The sequence below is a fragment of the uncultured Bradyrhizobium sp. genome (assembly GCF_947648125.1).
Lineage (GTDB): Bacteria > Pseudomonadota > Alphaproteobacteria > Rhizobiales > Xanthobacteraceae > Bradyrhizobium.
Genome location: NZ_CANSMR010000006.1, coordinates 272,611 through 294,228, shown reverse-complemented (window position 1 = coordinate 294,228; position 21,618 = coordinate 272,611). Strand labels below are relative to the sequence as shown.

General features: G+C 64.2%; 21 protein-coding genes. 12 read left to right on the top strand and 9 right to left on the bottom strand.

The genetic code is table 11. The features are described from left to right. Window positions 1-62 precede the first annotated feature (62 nt). From Q0030_RS14485 to Q0030_RS14465, 5 genes are all read left to right on the top strand, one after another. The gene (locus tag Q0030_RS14485) at window positions 63-1,421 is read left to right on the top strand and encodes a formimidoylglutamate deiminase (RefSeq protein WP_298367935.1); all 1,359 of its coding nucleotides are present in this window, start codon (window positions 63-65) and stop codon (window positions 1,419-1,421) included. Then, window positions 1,418-2,161 (top strand): histidine utilization repressor, encoded by a 744-nt coding sequence (hutC, locus tag Q0030_RS14480; RefSeq protein WP_298367933.1) that lies wholly within the window; start codon window positions 1,418-1,420, stop codon window positions 2,159-2,161. The genes Q0030_RS14485 and hutC overlap by 4 nt, the downstream gene beginning before the upstream one ends. Before the next feature lie 133 nt (window positions 2,162-2,294). Next, entirely contained in the window at window positions 2,295-3,239 is a 945-nt protein-coding gene (locus Q0030_RS14475) for an ABC transporter substrate-binding protein (RefSeq protein WP_298367930.1), read from the top strand. A 78-nt stretch (window positions 3,240-3,317) separates the two neighbouring features. Continuing rightward, on the top strand, window positions 3,318-4,091 hold the full coding sequence (locus Q0030_RS14470) for an ABC transporter permease (protein WP_298367928.1): 774 nt from the start codon (window positions 3,318-3,320) through the stop codon (window positions 4,089-4,091). Further along, the gene (locus tag Q0030_RS14465; RefSeq protein WP_298367925.1) at window positions 4,088-4,873 is read left to right on the top strand and encodes an ABC transporter ATP-binding protein; all 786 of its coding nucleotides are present in this window, start codon (window positions 4,088-4,090) and stop codon (window positions 4,871-4,873) included. The genes Q0030_RS14470 and Q0030_RS14465 overlap by 4 nt, the downstream gene beginning before the upstream one ends. A 182-nt stretch (window positions 4,874-5,055) precedes the next feature. On the opposite strand, the gene Q0030_RS14460 is transcribed toward Q0030_RS14465, so the two are convergent. The 7 genes from Q0030_RS14460 to urtA all read right to left on the bottom strand — a co-directional run bounded on the left by Q0030_RS14460 (window position 5,056) and on the right by urtA (window position 11,750). Then, a complete protein-coding gene (locus Q0030_RS14460) occupies window positions 5,056-5,403 on the bottom strand; it encodes a zinc ribbon domain-containing protein (RefSeq protein WP_298367923.1) in 348 nt (115 codons plus the stop codon). A 96-nt stretch (window positions 5,404-5,499) separates the two neighbouring features. Then, the gene (gene fmdA, locus Q0030_RS14455; RefSeq protein WP_176532317.1) at window positions 5,500-6,729 is read right to left on the bottom strand and encodes a formamidase; all 1,230 of its coding nucleotides are present in this window, start codon (window positions 6,727-6,729) and stop codon (window positions 5,500-5,502) included. An 87-nt stretch (window positions 6,730-6,816) separates the two neighbouring features. Then, window positions 6,817-7,506: an urea ABC transporter ATP-binding subunit UrtE gene (gene urtE / locus Q0030_RS14450; protein ID WP_050400072.1), complete on the bottom strand. Its 690-nt coding sequence runs from the start codon at window positions 7,504-7,506 to the stop codon at window positions 6,817-6,819. 11 nt (window positions 7,507-7,517) lie between these two features. Further along, window positions 7,518-8,273 (bottom strand): urea ABC transporter ATP-binding protein UrtD, encoded by a 756-nt coding sequence (urtD, locus tag Q0030_RS14445; RefSeq protein WP_298367915.1) that lies wholly within the window; start codon window positions 8,271-8,273, stop codon window positions 7,518-7,520. Window positions 8,274-8,285: 12 nt separating this feature from the next. Beyond that, window positions 8,286-9,422, bottom strand: coding sequence for an urea ABC transporter permease subunit UrtC (gene urtC / locus Q0030_RS14440; protein WP_298367912.1), 1,137 nt, complete (start codon window positions 9,420-9,422; stop codon window positions 8,286-8,288). A 17-nt stretch (window positions 9,423-9,439) separates the two neighbouring features. Continuing rightward, on the bottom strand, window positions 9,440-10,366 hold the full coding sequence (gene urtB, locus Q0030_RS14435; RefSeq protein WP_298368056.1) for an urea ABC transporter permease subunit UrtB: 927 nt from the start codon (window positions 10,364-10,366) through the stop codon (window positions 9,440-9,442). Window positions 10,367-10,487: 121 nt separating this feature from the next. Then, window positions 10,488-11,750: an urea ABC transporter substrate-binding protein gene (gene urtA / locus Q0030_RS14430; RefSeq protein ID WP_050400067.1), complete on the bottom strand. Its 1,263-nt coding sequence runs from the start codon at window positions 11,748-11,750 to the stop codon at window positions 10,488-10,490. A 168-nt stretch (window positions 11,751-11,918) separates the two neighbouring features. Here urtA and Q0030_RS14425 point away from each other — a divergent pair, with 168 nt between their 5' ends. The 4 genes from Q0030_RS14425 (at window position 11,919) to Q0030_RS14410 (ending at window position 18,017) form a co-directional block, all read left to right on the top strand. Continuing rightward, entirely contained in the window at window positions 11,919-15,287 is a 3,369-nt protein-coding gene (locus Q0030_RS14425) for an ATP-binding protein (protein ID WP_298367905.1), read from the top strand. Continuing rightward, window positions 15,277-16,203, top strand: coding sequence for a response regulator transcription factor (locus Q0030_RS14420; RefSeq protein WP_298367902.1), 927 nt, complete (start codon window positions 15,277-15,279; stop codon window positions 16,201-16,203). Before Q0030_RS14425 ends, Q0030_RS14420 begins: the two co-directional genes overlap by 11 nt. Window positions 16,204-16,298: 95 nt before the next feature. Beyond that, window positions 16,299-17,177, top strand: a complete 879-nt coding sequence (locus tag Q0030_RS14415) for a LysR family transcriptional regulator (RefSeq protein WP_298367901.1) — start codon at window positions 16,299-16,301, stop codon at window positions 17,175-17,177. Between the two features lie 165 nt (window positions 17,178-17,342). Beyond that, a complete protein-coding gene (locus Q0030_RS14410) occupies window positions 17,343-18,017 on the top strand; it encodes a peroxiredoxin-like family protein (RefSeq protein ID WP_298367898.1) in 675 nt (224 codons plus the stop codon). A gap of 53 nt (window positions 18,018-18,070) precedes the next feature. On the opposite strand, the gene Q0030_RS14405 is transcribed toward Q0030_RS14410, so the two are convergent. Beyond that, window positions 18,071-19,066: an AraC family transcriptional regulator gene (locus Q0030_RS14405; protein ID WP_298367895.1), complete on the bottom strand. Its 996-nt coding sequence runs from the start codon at window positions 19,064-19,066 to the stop codon at window positions 18,071-18,073. A gap of 130 nt (window positions 19,067-19,196) precedes the next feature. Here Q0030_RS14405 and Q0030_RS14400 point away from each other — a divergent pair, with 130 nt between their 5' ends. From Q0030_RS14400 to Q0030_RS14390, 3 genes are all read left to right on the top strand, one after another. Next, a complete protein-coding gene (locus Q0030_RS14400; protein WP_298367893.1) occupies window positions 19,197-19,733 on the top strand; it encodes a peroxidase-related enzyme in 537 nt (178 codons plus the stop codon). A gap of 36 nt (window positions 19,734-19,769) precedes the next feature. After that, on the top strand, window positions 19,770-20,276 hold the full coding sequence (locus tag Q0030_RS14395) for a DUF417 family protein (protein ID WP_298367890.1): 507 nt from the start codon (window positions 19,770-19,772) through the stop codon (window positions 20,274-20,276). Window positions 20,277-20,631: 355 nt separating this feature from the next. Next, window positions 20,632-20,826 carry a hypothetical protein gene (locus Q0030_RS14390; RefSeq protein WP_223968606.1) on the top strand — a complete coding sequence of 65 codons (195 nt, stop codon included), beginning with the start codon at window positions 20,632-20,634 and terminating at the stop codon, window positions 20,824-20,826. Window positions 20,827-20,863: 37 nt separating this feature from the next. Here Q0030_RS14390 and cobF read toward each other — a convergent pair whose 3' ends face one another. Next, window positions 20,864-21,613, bottom strand: a complete 750-nt coding sequence (cobF, locus tag Q0030_RS14385) for a precorrin-6A synthase (deacetylating) (protein WP_298367886.1) — start codon at window positions 21,611-21,613, stop codon at window positions 20,864-20,866. Window positions 21,614-21,618: the final 5 nt, after the last annotated feature.

Genomic DNA, 21,618 nt, shown 5'->3' with positions numbered 1-21,618 from the left:
TGCTTGACTTATATGTCTAGACATATAATCGTGTCGGAGTTCTGTCCAGCCGGCATGGAAAAATGACACGACTGCATTTCGCATTCGCGCTGCTGCCTTCGGGCTGGGCCAATGACGTGCAAGTTGTGGTCACCGACGGTGCGATCACCTCGGTGACGGCGGGCGTGCCCCCCGCCGCCGGAGATGAGCGTCACCAATTGGCGGTACCGGGACTGGCGAGCCTGCACAGCCACGCGTTTCAGCGCGGCATGGCCGGCCTTGCCGAACTGCGCGGCGACACCACCGATACGTTCTGGACCTGGCGCGAGACGATGTATCGCTTTGCGCTGACGATGACGCCGGACGACGTCGCGGCCGTTGCGACCCTGCTCTATGTCGAGATGCTCGAGCGCGGCTTCACCCGCGTCGGCGAGTTTCACTATCTCCACCATGACCGCGACGGCTCGCCCTACGCCAACCCCGCTGAGATGGCGGCGCGTATTGCGGAAGCAGCCGAGGCGTCCAGCATCGGGCTCACGCTGCTGCCGAGCTTTTATGCCCACGGCACTTTCGGCGGCGCAGCACCGCATGCCGGGCAGCGTCGCTTCAGCTGCTCGGTCGATCAGTTCGCTGCGCTGATGGCCGCCTCGCGCGAGGCAATCCGAAAGCTTCCCGGCGCGAACATCGGCATTGCCCCACACAGCCTGCGCGCCGTGGCGCCCGATGAGCTCGCGGCGATCATTCCGCTCGCCGGGACGGATCCGATCCACATCCACGCCGCCGAACAGGTGCGTGAGGTGGAGGATTGCATGGCCTGGTCGGGGCAACGGCCGGTCGAATGGCTGCTCGAACATGCGCCCGTCGACCGGCGCTGGTGCCTGATTCATGCAACCCACATGACGGATCGGGAAGTCGCAGCGCTCGCCGGCAGCGGCGCAGTTGCCGGCCTCTGCCCGGTGACCGAAGCAAGCCTCGGCGACGGCATCTTTTCGGCGCGCGAATTCCTTGCCGCCGGCGGCCGGTTCGGCATCGGAACGGATTCCAACGTATTGGTCGGGGTCGCCGACGAGCTTCGTCAACTCGAATACGGCCAGCGGCTGAAACACCGCGAGCGCAACGTGCTTTCTGGGCGTCCCGGCGCATCCACCGGCCGTGCTCTGTTCGACCACGCGCTTTCGGGCGGCGCGCAGGCCCTGGCGCAGACCAAGGCGGGGCTCTCGCCCGGCGCCCGCGCCGACATCGTCACCCTCGACACGTCACACCCGTCCCTGGCGGCACGGTCCGGCGATACGATCCTCGACGGCTGGCTGTTTGCGGCAGGAAGCGATGCGATCGACTGCGTCTGGGCCGGCGGCGACAAGGTGGTCGCAGGCGGACGGCACCGGCTGCGCGACAAGGCGCGCGAGCGGTTCAATGCCAGCGTCCGGAGGCTCGTCGCATGAGCCTCGCCTCCGATCGGGCCCGCCCTGCCGCGGCCAACAAGCCGACGCTCTACAAGCGGATCAGGCTCGATATCGAGACGCGGATCCTGACCGGCGAATGGCCCCCGGGTCACCGTATCCCGTTCGAACACCAGTTAATGGCGCGCTATCGCTGCTCGCGCATGACGGTGAACAAGGCGTTGTCCGAACTGGCGCAGGCTGACCTGATCGAGCGGCGGCGGCGTGCCGGCTCATTCGTACGCCGCCCGCAGCACCTGTCGGCGGTGCTCAAGATTGCCGACATGCGTGCCGAGATCACCGCGCTCGGCCGCAGCTACGGCTATCAGCTGATCGATTGCCGACGGCGCACCGCGACCGCGGCCGATCGTGCCCGGCTCGGGGTGAGCACGGCCGGCAAGGTGATCGCGATCGCCTGCCGGCACAGCGCCGACAATGTGCCGTTTGCTGTCGAGGACAGGCTGATCGATCTCTCCACGGTTCCGGAAGCCGCGACGGCGGACTTTGCGCGCGAGCCGCCGGGATCATGGCTGCTGCATCATGTGCCGTGGACCGAGGCGGAACACACGATCAGTGCGGTTGTCGCGGACGATCGCACGGCGAAGGCGCTCGGCATCGCGGTCGGCGCGCCCTGCCTCGTGATCGACCGCTACACCTGGCGCAGCGCGCGCACGGTGACGGCGGTGCGGCTGCATTATCCAGGCGAGACGCACCGGCTGGTGGCTCGCTTCAAAGGAGGCTGAAGACGGCTTGCGCGGCATATTTGATGCAATGCATCATGGGCCACCATCCACCAACGTTTCTGATGCGGCAATCCGCCGCGACCGACGTGAAGACATCAACAGGTTCAATCCATCGTCCAAGGGGTCGACAATCATGCGTTCGTTCAAGCTATTGCCCGCAATCGCAGCCTTGCTCGCGTCCACCGCCGCGTTCGCGGATGACGTCAAGGTCGGCGTCGGCATCTCCGGCTGGACCGGCTTCGCGCCGCTGACGCTCGCCAAGGAGGCCGGCATCTTCAAGAAGAACGGCCTCGACGTGACCTTGAAGAAGATTCCGCAGAAGGACCGGCATCTCGCGATCGCCTCGGGCGACATCCAGTGCGCGGCAACGACGGTGGAGACCTGGATCTCCTGGAACGCCAATGGCGTCGCGACCAAGCAGATCTTCCAGCTCGACAAGAGCTATGGCGCCGACGGCATGGCCGTGCGCAACGACGTCGCCGCGATCAAGGACTTGAAGGGCAAGACCGTCGCGGCATCGGCGCCGGGCACCTCGCCCTACTTCGCGCTGGCCTGGATGCTGAAGAAGAACGGCCTCTCGGTGAAGGATGTCACTGTCGTGAATCTTGAGCCGGCCGCCGCGGCGCAGGCCTTCGTCTCCGGCCAGAACGACGCCGCAATGACCTACGAGCCTTATCTGTCGACGGTGCGCGCCGCGCCCGACAAGGGCAAGATCATCGCCACCACGCTCGATTATCCGATTGTGATGGACACGTTCGGCTGCACCCCGAAATTCCTGACCGACAATCCGAAGGCGGCCCAGGCGCTGGCCAACAGCTATTTCGAGGCGCTCGACATGATCGCCAAGGATCAGGCCAAGGCCTATGAGATCATGGGCGCCGACGTGAAGCAGTCCGGCGAGCAGTTCGGCAACTCGGCAAAGTACCTGCGCTGGCAGGACAAGGCCGCCAACCAGAAATTCTTCGCCGGCGACTTCCTCACCTTCAACAAGGATGCCGCCGAGCTCCTGCTCGAGGTCGGCATCATCAAGGCCGCGCCGAAGGTCGAAGACATCTACGACGCGAGCTTCATCAAGTAACGCAGCCATCATTTCGGCCGGTCCCGCCTCGCGGCAAAGCGAGCGGGACCGGCACATGAGATACGCCTGGATCAATTGATGCGTCCCCTCGAGCCCACAACATCGAAGCAGCGCGTGACCTACGGCCTCGCCTTCTTCGTGCTGTTCGTCGCCCTCTGGTCCTGGGCGACGTTCGGCGGCCATGTATCAAAGACATTCCTCGCCAACCCGCTGACTATGGTGCAGGAAGGCTATGAGCTGCTCGCCAAGCAAGGCTTCCTGTTCGACATCGGCATGACGATCTGGCGCGTCATCGGCGGCTTTGCCCTTGCAGCTATCATCGCCGTGCCGCTCGGCGTGCTGATGGGCGCCTACAAGCCGGTCGAGGCCTTCCTCGAACCCTTCGTCTCCTTTGCGCGCTATCTGCCGGCATCGGCCTTCATCCCGCTGTTGATCCTGTGGGCGGGCATCGGCGAGCTGCAAAAGCTGCTGGTGATCTTCATCGGCGCGGTGTTCCAGATCATCCTGATGGTGGCCGTCACGGTGGGCGCCACACGGCGCGACCTGGTCGAAGCCGCCTACACGCTCGGCGCCCGCGACAGCGGTGTCATCCGCCGCGTGCTGCTGCCCTCCGCCGCGCCCGAGATCGCCGAGATCCTGAGGCTGGTGCTGGGCTGGGCCTGGACCTACGTCATCGTGGCCGAACTGATCGGCTCGTCGTCCGGCATCGGGCACATGATCACCGACAGCCAGGCGCTGCTCAACACCGGCCAGATCATCTTCGGCATCATCGTCATCGGGCTGATCGGCCTGATTTCCGACTTCCTGTTCAAGGCGTTCAACGCCTGGCTGTTCCCATGGAAGCTCGCATGACCGCGCTCAGGATCGATCAGGTCTCGCGAACCTTCCCCGCCCGCGCCGGCAACGCGCCGACAAGGGCGCTCGAGCCGACCACGCTCGATGTCGGCGACAACGACTTCGTCACCATCCTCGGCCCGTCCGGCTGCGGAAAGTCCACCCTGCTTCGGATCATCGCCGGGCTCGACCGGCCGACCAGCGGACGCGTCACGCTCGATGGCCGTGAGGTCACCGGCCCCGGCGCCGATCGCGGCATGGTGTTTCAGTCCTACACCCTGTTTCCGTGGCTGACCGTGCGCGAGAACATCGCCTTCGGCCTGCGCGAGCGCGGCGTTCCGCAACAAGGGCGCCATGACGTCGCCGACGCCTTCATCCGCCGCGTCGGGCTATCGGGCTTCGAAAACCACTGGCCCAAGCAGCTGTCGGGCGGCATGCAGCAGCGCACGGCGATCGCCCGGGCGCTGGCCAATAATCCGAAGATCCTGCTGCTCGACGAACCGTTCGGCGCGCTCGACAACCAGACGCGCGCATTGATGCAGGAGATGCTGCTCGGGATCTGGGAGCGCGACCAGAAGACGGTGCTGTTCGTCACCCACGACATCGAGGAGGCGATCTTCCTCGGCAGCCGGGTCATTGTGATGAGCGCGCGTCCCGGCCGCATCAAGGCCGAGATCGCGGTCGACCTGCCGCATCCGCGCTCCTACAAGATCAAGACCACGCCCGAATTCGTCGCCCTGAAGGAGCGGCTGGTCGAGGAGATCCGCACCGAGGCCTTGAAGGTCGCCGAACAGGCCTGAGAGCCTGTTTCGAAGTGCGAGCAACGAAATCGAGATTTCTTAACTAGCTCCGTCATGCCCGGCCTTGTGCCGGGCATCCACGTCTTTGCTTCAATCGGGCAAGAAAGACATGGATGGCCAGGACAAGCCCGGCCATGACGAAGCAGCGCCAGTTTGAGGAAAACCGACGATTGGCCACGCCGTCAGTGACTGATCATCCAGGGACGCGCGGTCGGAAAGCCCTTGGCGCCGCTCTTGGTCTTGGTCATCAGCCGTGCCGGCTTCTTCTTGTCCGTAGAGCAACAGCCGCAGCCCGGGCCGTGCGCGGCCTTGTACTGATCGAGCGTCTTCGGCGCGTGCCGGCTCTGCTCGTTCGTGGCGTACGCCTTGCGTTTATCCGACGGCATGCAGAAGAACGCCGGCGCGGTCAGAATCACCCGCGGCGACGTCGTCTCGCATTGCGGGCAGTCCTGCGGCAGGTCGCATTCCGCCATCGGCCGCATGTCGGTGAACGGGCCGCAGTCGTTGCAGAGATATTCGTAGATCGGCATTTCCTTAATCCTTGCGCAGTCGTGTGTGACGTCTGGCGGCGGATGCGGGGCGGCCAATACGCAGCCGTCCCGCATCCTTCGCGCAGGGATCACGGATCACTTGTCGGGAGAGATCGGCATCTGCACGTCGCCCTTGATATGCTTGATCGGTCCCGCCGACGACGGCATCACGTCGAAGTCGAAGATCTCCGTCGGCAGCCACAGTGTGGCGCAGGCGTTGGGCACGTCAACCACGCCGGAGATATGGCCCTGACATGGCGCGGTGCCGAGGATCGAATAGGCCTGGGCGCCGGAGTAGCCGAACTTCTTCAGATACTCGATCGCGTTCAGGCAAGCCTGGCGATAGGCGATGTGGACGTCGAGATAGTGCTGCTTGCCGGCCTCGTCGACCGAGATACCCTCGAAGATCAGATAGTCCTTGTAGTTCGGCGTGATCGGCGACGGCTTGAACACGGGGTTCTTGATGCCGTATTTCGAGACGCCGTCCTTGATGACGTCGACCTTGATGTGCAGCCAGCCGGCCATCTCAATGGCGCCGCAGAAGGTGATCTCGCCGTCGCCCTGGCTGAAATGCAGGTCGCCCATCGAAAGCCCGCCGCCCGGTACATAGACCGGGAAATAGATCTTCGAACCGCGCGAAAGATCCTTGATGTCGCAATTGCCGCCATGCTCGCGCGGCGGCACAGTGCGAGCGCCCTCAAGGCCGATCTTGGCCTTGACGTCGCCCTTGGCCTGGCCGGCATGTGCGGTCGGCGCGAACGGCGGATTGGCGAGACCCGGCACACGGGTCGGGTTGGTCGCGATCAGCTCGGCTTCGCGCTTGTTCCAGGCCGCCAGCATCTTGGCATCGGGCAGACAGCCGATCAGGCCGGGATGGATCAGGCCGGCGAAATTCACGCCCGGGATGTGACGCGACGAGGTGTAGAGGCCCTTGATGTCCCAGATCGACTTCTGCGCCAGCGGGAAATGGTCGGTGAGGAAGCCGCCGCCATTCTGCTTGGAGAAGAAGCCGTTGAAGCCCCACAGGCTCTCCTTCAGCGGACCGACGTCGAGCAAGTCGACGACGAGGAGATCGCCGGGCTCGGCGCCCTTGACGCCGATCGGACCCGAGAGGAAGTGCACGATCGACAGATCGATGTCACGCACGTCGTCGGCGGAATCGTTGTTCTTGATGAAGCCGCCGGTCCAGTCGACGGTCTCGATGATGAAGTCGTCGCCGGGGCTGACCCACTCGACGATCGGAACCTCGGGATGCCAGCGGTTGTGAATCTTGTCGTTTTCATAGGCCGACTTGCTGAGATCGACCTTGATCAGTGTATCAGGCATCGAGATGCTCCCCTTCGTTTACATAGTTAAAAGTTTGAGCGTGATCTGATCGGAAAACCGCTTCACACTTTTCCGGATCACGCTCTGTTAGACAGACAAGTATTTGGATATCTGCGCGGCATCGACGCTGGCGCGCGGATCGTCGCGGACGATCTCGCCGTTCTCGATGACGAGCACGCGGTCGGCGATGTCGAGCGCGAAGCTCAGCACCTGCTCGGAGACGACGATCGACAGCCCCCGCTCGTCGCGGATCCGCTTCAGGGTGCGGGCCATATCCTTGATGATCGACGGCTGGATGCCTTCGGTCGGCTCGTCCAGCAGCAACACCTTCGGCTTGGTGGCGAGCGCGCGGGCGATCGCGAGCTGCTGCTGCTGTCCGCCCGAGAGATTGCCGCCGCGGCGGCCCTTCATCTCGAGCAGCACCGGAAACAGCTCATAGATGTCGCCGGGCACTTCGGAGCCGCCTGACACCACGAGCCCGGTCTCGATGTTCTCCTTCACCGTCATGGTGGAGAAGATCATGCGGCCCTGCGGCACGTAAGCGAGCCCCTTCGCCACCCGCTCGTAGCTCTTCATCGCGCCAAGCTCGGTGCCGTCCATGGTCACCTTGCCGCTCTTGGCCGGCAGGATGCCCATCAGCGACTTCATCAGCGTGGTCTTGCCCATGCCATTGCGGCCCATGATCGCGACGATCTCGTTGGGCGCGACGGAGACATTGAGGCCGTGCAGCACCTCGCTCTGGCCGTAGGCGACGTGAAGATCATTGATTGCCAGCATCGCGGTGTTCCTTAATGGCCCAGGTAAACTTCGATCACTTTTGGATCGTTCTTGACGTGCTCCATCGTTCCCTCGGACAGGATCTGGCCTTGGTGCAGCACCGTCACCTTGTGCGCGATGTCCTCGACGAACTTCATGTCGTGCTCGATCACCAGCACCGAACGGTCCTTGATGATGCGGTTGAGCAGCTCGGCAGTCTTGGCGCGCTCGGACACACTCATGCCGGCGACCGGCTCGTCCAGCATCAAGAGGTCCGGGTCCTGGATCAGCAGCATGCCGATCTCGAGCCACTGCTTCTGGCCGTGGCTGAGCTGGTCGGCATAGGTATTGAGCCGGTCCTTCAGGAAGATCATCTCGGCGACCTCCTCGACCCGCTGCTTGACCGCGGCGTCGCGCTGGAAGGTCAGCGAGCCGAACACGGTGCGGCCGCGCGGGTAGGAGATTTCGAGGTTCTCGAACACGGTGAGGTCCTCGAACACCGACGGCGTCTGAAACTTGCGGCCGACGCCGGCCTGCACGATCTCGTTCTCGCGCAGCCGGGTCAGCTCCTGGCCACGGAACTGGATCGAGCCAGACGTGGCCCGGGTCTTGCCGCAGATCAGGTCGAGCACGGTCGTCTTGCCGGCGCCGTTCGGGCCGATAATGACGCGGATCTCGTTCTCCTCGACATAGAAGGAGAGATCATTGACGGCCCTGAAGCCGTCAAAGGACACGGTGAGTCCGGAGACCGCGAGCAGGAAGTCCTTGGGCTGATTGCCGACGAGCATGATGGTCCCTCCTCACTCGGCCGGTGCGCCGTCGGCGATCAGGCCGGCCGCCGATTTCGATTTGCGTGATGCGAACAGGCGATCGATGCGGGGCTGGATATGATCAGCCCAGATGCCGGAGAGCCCGTTCGGGAAGGCCAGCACAACCGCGATGAACAGCGCGCCGAGGCCGAACAGCCAGAGCTGCGGGAAGGATTCCGAGAGGCTGGTCTTGGCGAAATTGACCAGCAACGCGCCCCAGACCGCGCCGAAGATCGACATCCGGCCGCCGACCGCCGTGTAGATCACCATCTCGATCGACGGCACGATGCCGACAAAGGACGGCGACATGAAGCCGACCTCGAGCGTGAACATGGCGCCGCCGATCGCAGCGAACACCGCCGCGGCACAGAACGCGAAGATCTTGAAATTGGCGACGCTGTAACCGGAGAAGCGCACGCGATCCTCCTGCTCCCTCATCGCCACCAGGATGCGCCCGAGTTTTGTCAGCCGGATGAATTGCGCGGCAACGATGCATCCGAACAGCAGCACAACCTCGACGAAATACAGAATGAACTTGGCGTGATCGGTACGGATGTCCCAGCCGTGCAGCGTGCGCAGATCCGTGATGCCGTTGATGCCACCGGTGTAGCCCTGCTGCCCCACGATCAGGATGGTGAGGATCGCGGCGATCGCTTGCGTGATGATTGCAAAGTACACGCCGCCGACCCGGCGCTTGAACATCGCAGCGCCGATGATCAGCGCGAAGAAGGCGGGAACCAGCAAGATCGCCAGCACCGTGACCGGAAAACTATGGAACGGCTTCCAGAACAGCGGCAGCTGCGTGATCTGATTCCAGTCCATGAAGTCCGGGATGCCCGGCGTCGACTGGATCTTGGTGTTCGCGACCGAGGATGCCTCGAGCTTGAGGTACATCGCCATGCAGTAGCCGCCGAGGCCGAAGAACACGCCCTGCCCCAGGCTGAGGATGCCGCCATAGCCCCAGCACAGCACGAGCCCGATGCCGACGAAGGCGTAGGTCAGATATTTGGCGACCAGGTTGAGGCGGAAGATATCCAGCGACAGCGGCAGGATGACAAGCAGCAGCACCGCGAGCGCAAGGAAGCCGAGCAGTTCGGAGCGATTGAAGAAGCGCGAGTTGATGACCATGACCTGCCTGCTTGTTCTTATTTGCGGACCTTGAGCGCGAAGAGCCCCTGCGGACGCACCATCAGGATCGCGACGATCGTGAGCAGCGTGATCACCTTCGCCATCGATCCCGACAGAAAGAACTCCAGCGTCGACTGGGTCTGCGAGATCGAGAAGGCGGAGGCGATGGTACCGAACAGCGAGGCTGCGCCGCCGAACACGACGACCAGGAAGGTATCGACGATATAGAGCTGGCCCGCGGTCGGCCCGGTCGAGCCGATCATGGTGAAGGCCGAGCCCGCGATCCCGGCGATGCCGCAACCCAGACCAAAGGTGTAGCGATCGACCTTCTCGGTATTGATGCCGACGGCGCCCGCCATCACGCGGTTCTGCACCACGGCGCGCACCTGCTTGCCCCAGCTCGACCAGAACAGCACGTAGGCGACCGCGATCGTGATCAGCATGGTCAGCGCCATCACGAACATGCCGTTGATCGGGATCTGGATCGAGTCGGTGGCCTGCCAGGATCCCATCATCCAGTCCGGCAGCTCGACGCCAACCTCGCGCGCGCCGAAGATCGAGCGATAGGCCTGCTGCAGGATCAGGCTGAGCCCCCAGGTCGCCAGCAGCGTATCGAGCGGACGCTTGTAGAGATGGCGTATCAGCGCCCATTCGACCAGCATGCCGAGCGCGCCGGAGGCGATGAACGCCAGGATCATCGCGATGAAGAAGTAGCCGGGGAACAGCCAGGGCGCGACGTGCTGCACGGCGTTCGACGTCATCCAGGTGACGTAGGCGCCCAGGATCATGAACTCGCCATGGGCCATGTTGATGACGCCCATCTGGCCGAAGATGACGGCAAGCCCCAGCGCCATCAGCACATAGACGGAGAACAGGATGAGCCCGGCAAATCCCTGCATCGCAAGGATGGCGCCGAGATCGCTGATCGAATAGTCGCCGAACATCTGGTCCTCCGTCATTCCAAGGGGCGCGCGCCGCCGGTCAAGCGGCGCTCGTTCCGTGGCGTGGACGATGACGTCCACGCCACGATGCGTTGAAGTGAGGTTGCGCTTTACGCGCCAGAACTCACTGGTAGCCCTTGGGGAACGGATCCGGCTCGACGAGATCGGCGGTCTCGTAGATCAGCTCATATTGGCCATCGGCCTTGGCGCGTCCGACACGGGTCTTCGACCAGAGGTGATGGTTCTCGTGGATCCGGACATAGCCTTCCGGCGCACCCTTGAACTCGACGCCGGGGGAAGCCGCCGCGATCTTGTCGATGTCGAAGGAGCCCGCCTTCTCCACCGTCAACTTCCACAGCCACGGGCCGAGATAGGCGGCCTGCGTCACGTCGCCGATCACGGTCTTCTCGCCCCACATCTTCTTGAACGCGGGCACGAAGGCCTTGTTGTTCGGATTGTCGAGCGACTGGAAGTATTTCATGCAGGCATAGGCGCCCGCGATGTTCTCGCCGCCGATGCCGTCGATCTCGTCCTCGGTGACCGAGATCGTCAGCAGCGTCTGCTTCGACAGGTCGATGCCGGCCGCCTTGAGCTGCTTGTAGAACGCGACGTTGGAGCCGCCGACGATGATCGCATAGATCACGTCGGGCTTGGTCAGCTTGATCTTGTTGATCACCGAGTTGAACTGGGTCGAGCCGAGCGGGAAGTATTCCTCGCCGACCACCTTGCAGCCCTGCAGATGGTTCTCGATGTGCTTGCGCGCGATCTTGTTCGAGGTGCGCGGCCAGATGTAGTCCGAGCCGAGCAGATAGAAGCTCTTGGCGCCCTTGGTCTTGTTGACCCAGTCGAGGCCCGCGATGATCTGCTGCGTCGCTTCCTGGCCGGTGTAGATCACGTTCTTGGACTGCTCGAGGCCTTCATAGAAGGTCGGGTAGTACAGCATGCCGTTGTACTGCTCGAACACCGGCAGCACCGCCTTGCGCGAGGCCGAGGTCCAGCAGCCCATCACGGCAGCGCATTTGTCATTGACCAGCAGCTTCTTGGCCTTTTCCGCGAAGGTCGGCCAGTCGCTCGCACCGTCTTCCTGGATGAACTTGATCTTGCGGCCGAGCACGCCGCCGGCGGCGTTGATCTGCTCGATCGCGAGCTTCTCGGCCTCGACCGATCCGGTCTCCGAGATCGCCATGGTGCCGGTCACCGAGTGCAGGATGCCGACCGTGACTTCGCTATCGGTGACTGCAAGACCCGTGGTGTTGACCGCGGAGGTTGCAGGAACGTCGGCAAATGCCGGACGGCCCAGCATCGAAACGGCCGGCAAAGCCGCCATTCCCATCAAGAGCTTGCGCCGGAGCGGAGACTTCAGGCCTGGTTTGGTTTCGTCTGACATGAGCACCCCATTGGTTCGAGAACGCTTATTGATCGGGCGAGGATTGCTCACTTTTGTGCAGCGCACTGATACGTGAGATCGCGTATACTGCACCGCAAAATAGCGACGTAGGTTTTTGGTACGGGATTTGCCCGCGATCGAAGCATCGTGGACCAGGAGTAAGAGCGAGTGGCAGGGCGGCAGCGGATAGACCGCGTCAGGCGCCAATACAATCAATGGGTCGCCAACCAGACGCTGGAAGACTACGCGCTGCGCTTCACCGCCAAGAGCGCGCGGCGCTGGTCCGCCGCCCGCGTCGCCAACACCGCGCTCGGCGCGATCTCCTTCCTCGCACTGGAAGCGATCGGCGGCACCATCACGCTGAACTACGGCGCGATCAACGCCTCGGCCGCGATCCTGGTCGTCAGCGTCATCATCTTCCTCTGCGGACTGCCGATCGCCTACCATGCCGCGAAAAGCGGCATCGACATCGACCTGCTGACCCGCGGCGCCGGCTTCGGCTATATCGGCTCGACCATCACCTCGCTGATCTACGCCTCCTTCACCTTCATCTTCTTCGCGATCGAGGCCGTGATCCTGGCCAGCGCGCTGGACATGTGCTTCGGCATCCCGCGGCCGATCGGCTACCTGATCAGCGCGGTCGTGATCATTCCGCTCGTCGTCTACGGCATCACGCTGATCAGCCGCTTCCAGCTCTGGACCCAGCCGCTGTGGGTGATCCTCCACATCATGCCGTTCGCGGCGATCGCCTGGGCCAATCCGCATTCGTTCACCGAGTGGCGCAAGTTCGCCGGCGAGCACGGCGACCCCGCGGGCAACCTCGATCTCCTGCTGTTCGGCACGGCGGCCTCCGTCGTGTTCGCGCTGGTCGCGCAGATCGGCGAGCAGGTCGACTTCCTGCGCTTCCTGCCGCGCGACCGCCGCACCTCGCGAAAGGCCTGGTGGATCGCGTTGCTGTCTGCCGGTCCCGGCTGGATCGTGCTCGGCGCGCTCAAGCTGCTGGCCGGCTCGTTCCTGGCCTTCTTCGCGCTCAGCCACGGCGTCTCGGCGGAGCACGCGGCCGAGCCGGCCAACATGTATCTCGAAGCCTTCCGCTACGTGCTGTCGCAGCCGGATCTCGCAATGGCGCTGACCGGGACCTTCGTGATCCTGTCGCAGGTCAAGATCAACGTCACCAATGCCTATGCCGGCTCGATCGCCTGGTCGAACTTCTTCTCCCGCCTCACCCATTCGCATCCCGGCCGCGTGGTGTGGCTGGTGTTTAATGTCGTCGTCGCGCTGCTGCTGATGGAGATCGGCGTCTACAAGGCGCTGGAGCAGACGCTGGCGCTCTACTCGAATGTCGCGATCGCCTGGGTCGGTGCGCTGGTCGCCGATCTCGTCATCAACAAGCCGCTCGGCTTGCGGCCGCAGCACATCGAGTTCAAGCGCGCCCATCTCTGCGACATCAACCCGGTCGGCGTCGGCGCGATGACGATCGCGACTGTGGTCTCGATCAGCGCGTTCTACGGCCTGTTCGGCCCGACCGCGAAAGCGCTGTCCGCCTTCGTCGCGCTTGCGGTCGCCTTCATCACGGCTCCCCTGATTGCCTGGGCGACCGACGGCAAGTACTACATCGCCCGCAAGCCGAAGCGGAGCTGGCAGAACATTGAATCGATCCAGTGCTGTATTTGCGAGCATGCGTTCGAGCCCGAGGACATGGCCGCCTGCCCGGCCTATGCCGGCCCGATCTGCTCATTGTGCTGCTCGCTCGACGCACGCTGCCACGACCTCTGCAAGCCGCATGGGCGGATCGGCGCGCAAGTGTCGGACGCCTTGGGCAAAGTGATGCCGCAGCCGATCTACGCCCGCATCAACTCGCAGCTCGGCCATTACCTCGGCGTGTTCGCGGTCTCGGCCGGCCTCGTGGCGCTGGTGCTCGGCCTGATCTACCTGCAGACCACCGCGGCCGTGCATGCCAACGAATTGCTGGCCGACGTGCTGTGGAAGGTGTTCTTTGCGCTGACCCTGATCATCGGCGTCGTCGCCTGGCTGTTCGTGCTGGCGCAACAGAGCCGGCGCGCCGCGGAAGACGAAACACGCCGCCAGACCACGCTGCTGATCCAGGAGATTGACGCCCACAAGCGCACCGATGCCGAATTGCAGCGTGCCAAGGAAGTCGCCGAGGCCGCCAATCTCGCCAAGAGCCGATACGTCGTCGGTCTCAGCCACGAGCTCCGCTCGCCGCTGAACGCGATCTCCGGCTACGCGCAGCTGCTGGAGCAGGACGACAGCCTCCAGGTGCGGCCACGCGGGCAAGTGCGCGTGGTCCGTCGGAGCGCGGACCATTTGTCGGGACTGATCGACGGCATCCTCGACATCTCCAAGATCGAGGCCGGCCGTCTCTATCTGTCGCGCGACGAGGTGCGGCTAAACGACTTCCTTGAGCAGCTGGTCGGCATGTTCCGCCTGCAGGCCGCGGCCAAGGGCATCGACTTCGTGTTCAGGCGGCCGGCCGTGCTGCCCCTCGTGGTCTATGCCGACGAGAAGCGGCTGCGGCAGATCCTGATCAACCTGCTCTCGAACGCGATCAAGTTCACGCAGACCGGCAAGGTGCAATTCATCGTGCATTACCGCAGCCCTGTCGCCGAGTTCGAGGTGATCGATACCGGGCCGGGCATCCAGCCCGACGATCTCGAGCGGATCTTCGCGCCCTTCGAGCGCGGCGCGCTCGGCGTCACTCAGCCGCAGACCGGCACCGGGCTTGGCCTGACCATCAGCCGCCTGCTCGCGGGCGTGATGGGCGGCGACATCAAGGTCCTGAGCACGGTCGGCACGGGCAGCACCTTCCGCGTCAAGCTGTTGCTCTCCGAGGTCACCAATCCACGCCGCGATGCGCCGGTCGACGCTCCGGTTTACGGCTATCACGGCCCGCGCAAGACCATCCTGATCACCGACGATGACCCGACGCATCGCGACCTGCTGCGCGAGATCCTGGCGCCGCTCGGCTTCATCCTGCTCAGCGCACCGGACGGGCCGGGCTGCCTTGCCCTCGCGCAGCATTGCCGGCCGGACATGTTCCTGCTCGATATCTCGATGGCGGGCATGGACGGCTGGACGGTTGCTGAAACCTTGCGCTCCGAAGGCCATCACCAGGCACGAATCCTGATGATCTCGGCCAGCGCGCTGGAAGCCCATGGCTCGCCGCTGGCGCAACCGTTCCACGACGGCTATTTGATGAAGCCAATCGACATCCCGCGGCTACTCGAGAGTATCCGCCAGCTGCTCAAGATCGAGTGGCAATATGAGGCCGAGCAGATTCCACCCCCGCAATGGAAGCCCGACACGGGTTCGCGCCCACCGGTGAAATATGTCGAAGAGCTGATCAGCCTCGGCCAGCTCGGCTATATCAGGGCGATCCAGCTCAAGCTCGACGAGATCGGCAACGAATGTCCCGAACATGCCGATTTCGTCGGCCAGATGCGCACGCTAATCGACCGGTTCGATCTTGATCAATATATGGCGACGTTGAAAACATTGCACAGCTATGACCATTGAACAGCGAAAGCGCGACGTTGCCCTTGTCGTCGACGACTCGCCCGAGACGTTGCGCCTGCTGACCGACGCGCTCGACGGCGCCGGCATGACCGTGATGGTCGCGCTCGACGGCGCCTCCGCGATGCGCATCGTCGACCAGATCACCCCCGATATCGTGCTGCTCGATGCCGTGATGCCCGGCATGGACGGCTTCGAGACCTGCAGGCGGCTGAAGCGCGACGCCGGGCTCGACGGCGTGCCGATCATCTTCATGACGGGGCTGGCCGAAACCGAGCACATCGTGCGTGGGCTGGAGGCCGGCGGCGTCGACTATGTCACCAAGCCGATCGTGATCGAGGAAATGCTGGCGCGCATCCGGGTCCATCTCGCCAACGCGCGGATGACGCAGAGTGCCCGCGCCGCGCTCGACGTCTCCGGCCGCTATCTGCTCGCGGTCAACAGCTCGGGCACGCTGCTATGGGCAACGCCACAGGCGCAGAGACTCCTCTCGGATACGCTCGCCGACGCCGCCGACAATTTCGTGCTGCCCGAGCCGATGCCGCAATGGCTTGACCAGGCGCAGAAAGGCAAGGCCGGGGCGAAGACCGCGACGGTAGCGACATTCCCCGGCAGCGAGCAGCTTCGGCTGCAATTCATGGGCAAGCTCGGGCCCAACGAATTCCTGCTGCGGCTGGCCAAGGACACCAGCGGCGACATGCCGGCCGAGTTCTCCAGCGAGCTCGGCCTGACCACCCGCGAGGGCGAGGTGCTGTCCTGGCTCTCCAAGGGCAAGACCAACCGCGACATCGCGCAGATCCTGGGCTTAAGCCCACGCACCGTCGACAAGCACCTCGAGCAGATCTACGCCAAACTCGGCGTCGAGAACCGCACCGCCGCCGCCGCGATCGCGGTTAATGCCAGGCATCGCAAGTCGTAGCCTGCCAGCTCCGCTGCCGGCGCGCGTCTGAAATGGCCAATCGCCTCGGACCGTGACAGGATGGGCATGATCGCTCATTCCTGTGGAGAATAGCCATGGATCGCTTGGCGGCGATGGAGACATTCGTGCGGGTGGTCGAGACCGGCTCGTTCTCCGGAGCGGCGCGACAGCTCCGGGTCGGCCAGCCGGCGGTCTCGAAATCGGTCGCGCAGCTCGAAGAATTTCTCGGGGTCAAGCTGCTCACGCGCTCGACCCATGGGCTCACCCCGACCGAAGCGGGGCTCGGCTATCTCGAGCGCGCCAGGCGCGCGCTTGAAGAGGCGGCCGAGGCCGAGATCGCGGCGCGCGGCGCCGGAGCGGGTCTCAAGGGCCGATTGCGGATCTGCGCCGCCGTCACCTTCGCCCGGATCCATCTCATTCCGATGCTGCCGAAGTTTCTCGCGCAGCATCCGGAGCTGGAGCTCGAGGTCGTGCTCGACGACCGCCAGATCGATCTTGTGCAGGAAGGTATCGACGTCGCACTGCGGATGGGCAAGATGACGGATTCGACGCTGACCGCACGCCGTGTCGCAAGATGTAGGCGCCTCGTGCTGGGTACGCCGGCGTATTTCGACCGCGCCGGCACGCCTGCCACGCCGAGCGAACTGAGCCGGCACCAGGCCGTCGTTTATCTCCGCGAGGGCAGCGTGTGGTCCTTTCAGCGCGAGAGCACCGAACTGGCCGTCACGGTGCGGAGCCGGTTGCGGGTGACCGCGGCCGAAGGCGTCCGGGCTGCGGTGCTCGCCGATGCCGGGCTCGCGATCGCCTCGGAGTGGATGTTCAGCCCCGAACTGAAATCGGGCACGGTGCGTGCGGTCCTGCCGGAATGGAGCCTGCCCGCGCTCGATCTCTGGACCGTGCTGCCGACCGGGCGCGCCGCGACCGCCAAGGCCCGCGCATTCGTGAACTTCTTTGAGCGCTGCTTCAATGCATGACGCGTCATCCGGCGGGTGAAGCGATCGGCGCCTATTCCGAACGGGAATAAGCCTTAGTCCAGCGGCAGCGCTACCCTGCGCGGCCATCTCCTTTAGCTTCCCGCGTGTGATTTCAACAAACGGACGGCGCTGCCGTCCACCACGCAGAAGCCAAGGAGAACCGCCATGTCGCTTCAAGCCAAGCTCGACGCCTTCAAGACCGATTTCGAAGCCGGAAAGCCGCCCTACAACGTTCCGCCAGCCGTCATCGAGATCATGCACCGCGCCACCGCGGAGCTGATCGCATCCGGTGCCGCCCAGCGCGCCAAGAAGGCGGGCGATGTCGCCCCTGCCTTCTCGCTCCGGGGCCCCGACGGCAATATCGTCAACTCGGCCGACCTGTTGAAGCGCGGCCCGCTGGTGCTCAGCTTCTACCGCGGCGTCTGGTGCCCGTATTGCAACATGGAGCTGCAGGCGCTGGAAGCCGCCAAGCCGGAATTCGACAGATACGGGGCCTCGCTGGTCGCGATCTCGCCGCAGACCGCGCCGAACAGCCGGAAGTCGGTGCGCCAGAACAAGCTCTCCTTCCCGATCCTGTCCGACGCGAAGGGCCAGATCGGCGACGCCTTCGGACTGCGCTTCCATCTGCCCGACTATTTGGTCGCGCTCTACAAGCAGCTGAAGAACGACCTGCCGACCTTCAACGACGATCCGAGCTGGACGTTGCCGATGCCGGCCCGCTACGTCATCGGACAGGACGGCGTGATCCTCTACTCGGAGGTGAACCCCGACTATACCCGCCGCCCGGAGCCGGAGGACATGATCGCAATTCTCCAGCAGGCGGCCGCCGTGAAGGCATGACAGCGCGCAAGCGGCCGGTGGCGACCAGCCATCGGCCGCTTGTCTCTTGCAGGTTATTCATGCGCAGCCGGCGAACTCCCATTCGGATCTGCCGGTGTGCCAGGTCCGGCCAGCCCATCCTCTACGGAGTGCTGCGTCTTTCGCCATTGCGCCGGCGTCACACCCATGTGGCTCTTGAAGGCGCGCTGAAATGCGGCTTCGGACTGGTAGCCGGCCATCTCCGCAACGGCGCCGGTCGAATGCAATGATCTCTTCAACTCGTTCGCCGCAAGCGTCATCCTGATATCGGTGAGCAGATCGCTGGGCGATCGCCCGAGCTTCTCCTGGAACTGGCGTGCGAGCGTGGCGCGCGACATGTTGCAGACACGCGCAAGCTCCGGCAGCGACCATGCGCGCGCAGGCTGGTTGAACATCGCCGCCACCGCCGGCGCAAGACGGGGATCGCCGACCAGCGCAAGCAGACCGTGTGACCTGTCATCGGTCTCACTCGCAAGCCGCAGCACAAGCGCAAACATCGCAGTGGACAGCGCGTCCAGCATGGCGCGGCCGCCGAGATGATCGTCGGCCGTTTCGCTGCGCATCAGGGACACCAGTCCGGCGAGCTGCGCGGCCGTCCCTTTTCCCATCCGCGGGCTGGCGTGCACGACAAGACGCGGCGGAAGATAGGTGCGCAACAGACGGTCGTGCGGAGGTGCAATCGCGAAGTGTCCGCACAGCAAATCAAGCCGCTCGTCCGAACCCAGGTTCTCGCTGATCGTGAAATTCTGTGCAGCCCGGTTGCGCGCCGGCAGCGGCGGCGTCCCGCTGCCGTCATGCATCACGTGTCGCGGGTTGCCGGGCAGCAGAAGAATGTCGCCGGTCTTCAGCAGCAACGGCCGACCGCCTGTGGGATCGTCCAGGATCGCCGAGCCGGCAAGCACTGCATGGTAGGGGATCTCGTTAGTCGCGCCCGGCCCCTGGTCGATGCGCCAGGGCACGCTGTAGCTGCAGCGAATATCGAGCCGCCCACGCACCGGCATCATCTCGAACAGCCGGCTGAGCCAGTCCATGGCAGTCCCCTCATATGACCGGATTGAGACGATTGAGCATATATATGAGCTCAACAGACATTCAGTGTCTCATATCCCGATCCTATTGTCACTCCGCAATCGCTCACCAACCCCAACACGGAGTGTCACCATGTCTCGTCTCTCAGTTCCCAATCTCGAAACCGATACCGGTCCGTCGGGCCAGATCTACGCCCAGATCAAGAAGACGGCCGGCAGCGTCCCGAACGCCTACGCGGCGATCGCCGCCCACGGCCCGGCCGCGCTCAAGTCGATGCTTGCCGCCGATGCGGTGCTCGCTGGCGGCAGCCTTTCCAAGCGCGATCGGGAGATCATCAAGCTCGTGATCAGCGCGGCCGGCGGCTGCGACTATTGTGTCGCCGCGCATTCTCACCTCGCCAAGCTTGCCGGCGTGAAGGCTGACGCATTGAAGCAGATCCGCGACGGCGCGCCGACCGGTGATGCCAAGTCCGATGTGCTGATCGGCTTTGTCCGCAAGCTCGCACAGTCGAGCGGCACCGTCAGCGACGAAGATTTCGCCGCGATCAAGGCCGCCGGCTACAGCGACGCGCAGCTGGTCGAGATCAGCCTGGCGTTCGCGACCATCGTCTTCACCAACGTCTTCAACCGCATCAACGACACCGACATCGACTTCCCCGCGGTCGCCTAGAGCGACCGAACGATGTCACACGAAGAGATCACGACCATGAGCACACTTACCAACACCACGCAAAGTCCACTTGCCAGCGCACTCTACAGGTCCGGCCTGCTTGCCGAGGATCTCGACTACCACGTCGTCCGGGCCGCGATGGTGATCATGTTTCTGTTCTTCGGGTACCAGAAATGGTTTCCGTACGAATTCGAACGGCTGGTCCCGTTCATCAGCAACGGGCCACTGATCTGGTGGCTCTATCCAGCCTTCGGCCATGCCGGCGCCAGCTACTTCCTCGGCGCCTCGGAGTGGACGTTCGGCTCGCTGCTGCTGGCGGGCTTCTGGGACAAGCGCCTCGGCGTGCTCGGCGCCATCGGCTCGACCGGCACCTTCATCGCGACGGTCACCATCATCCCGTTCATGCCTGATGGTTGGGACGTTGCCGCCGGAGGCTTCCCCGCGATGACCGGCAACGTGCCCTTCCTTATGAAGGACGTCGTTCTGCTCGCCGTGTCGCTCTACCTGCTGCGGCAGGACGTGGTTCGCCTGATGCGGCAATAGGTGGCGTCCGCTGATGGCGAAGGATCGCCGGCGAACCTCGCGTTCGCCGGCGATCGCGCGTTGATCGGGGATCGGAGGGACTGCGGGCGTCGCGACATTGCAGCCCATTGTTGCGCTGCGGGCAAGGGTCAGACCGTGCTTCGACGTTACGCCATAAGCTGTTGCCGAGTTTGCGGAATGCGTTGCAGTTGCCGGTCCGTTCCTGGGCGGGATCGGTTTGGCGGTCGGGATGTTCGATCTGGATCGCATCGGCGTTGCCATGCAGGAATGATCGGTCGCTCTCCCGGCCATGACCATAGTTCTGTCGTGCGGTCCGGGTTACAAGATACCGCCGGTGTTGTTCTGGGGTGAGTTGATGAAGAAGGACGACGTCACATGTCCGCGCTGCGGGGCCGGATTCCGGCGCCTTGAGCTGTCATCCGGATCAGGGAGCAAGGGCGAGTATCGCTGCCCGGTCTGCGAGACAACCCTCGAACAGTTCGATGGCGACAAGCTCGTGGCCTACCGCCTGACGATACAACCCTCGATTCGCGGGCTGAAGACCGGATAGCCGCCCTGCTCCGTGGAATGCCGACGCAATTCCTCGATCACGATCGCCGCTTGAGGACGTAGCTGTCCATGATCCAGCCGTGCCGCTCACGCGCATCACGCCGCGCAGCGACGATGCGAGGGCCCGCCTCGGCCAACTCCCCCGCCATGATGATCTGATCGGGCATGCCGAGATAGGCGCCCCACCAGATCTTTAAGCCCTCCGGATCCAGCGTCTGGAAGGCTGCGCCGCCGTCGAGCATCACGACGATGGTGTCGACGCCGGAGGGCCAGCCGGCCTCGCGCAACCGCCGGCCTGTCGTGACCAGGAACGGCTCGCCGATCTCGTTGAGCGGCAGCGCATGCGCCGCGCACAGCGCCTGGATCGACGTGATGCCCGGGATCACCTCGATCGACGGCAACGGATCGAGCCGTTGCGCGATCCGCAGGCTCGAGTCGTAGAGGGAGGGATCGCCCCAGATCAGCAGGGCGACGCGCCCCTCGCCGCCGAGATGGCGCGCGATTTCCTGTGACCAGGCCGCGGCGACCGCATCGTGCCAATCGTCGACGCCCTTGCGATAGTCCTCCTCACCGGCGTCACGCACCGGCAGGTCGAACTCGGCAATGCGCGTACGGTCGTTGTTCAACGCCTCTGCGCAGATCGTTCGGCGCAAATCGGCGAGATCGGACTTCGCGGTCCCCTTGCGCGGGATCAGGACCAGGTCGGCGGCATTGATGGCGGCGATCGCAGCAAGGGTGAGCTGCCGGGGATCGCCACAACCAATACCGATCAGGGACAGCGTCAACATGGCCG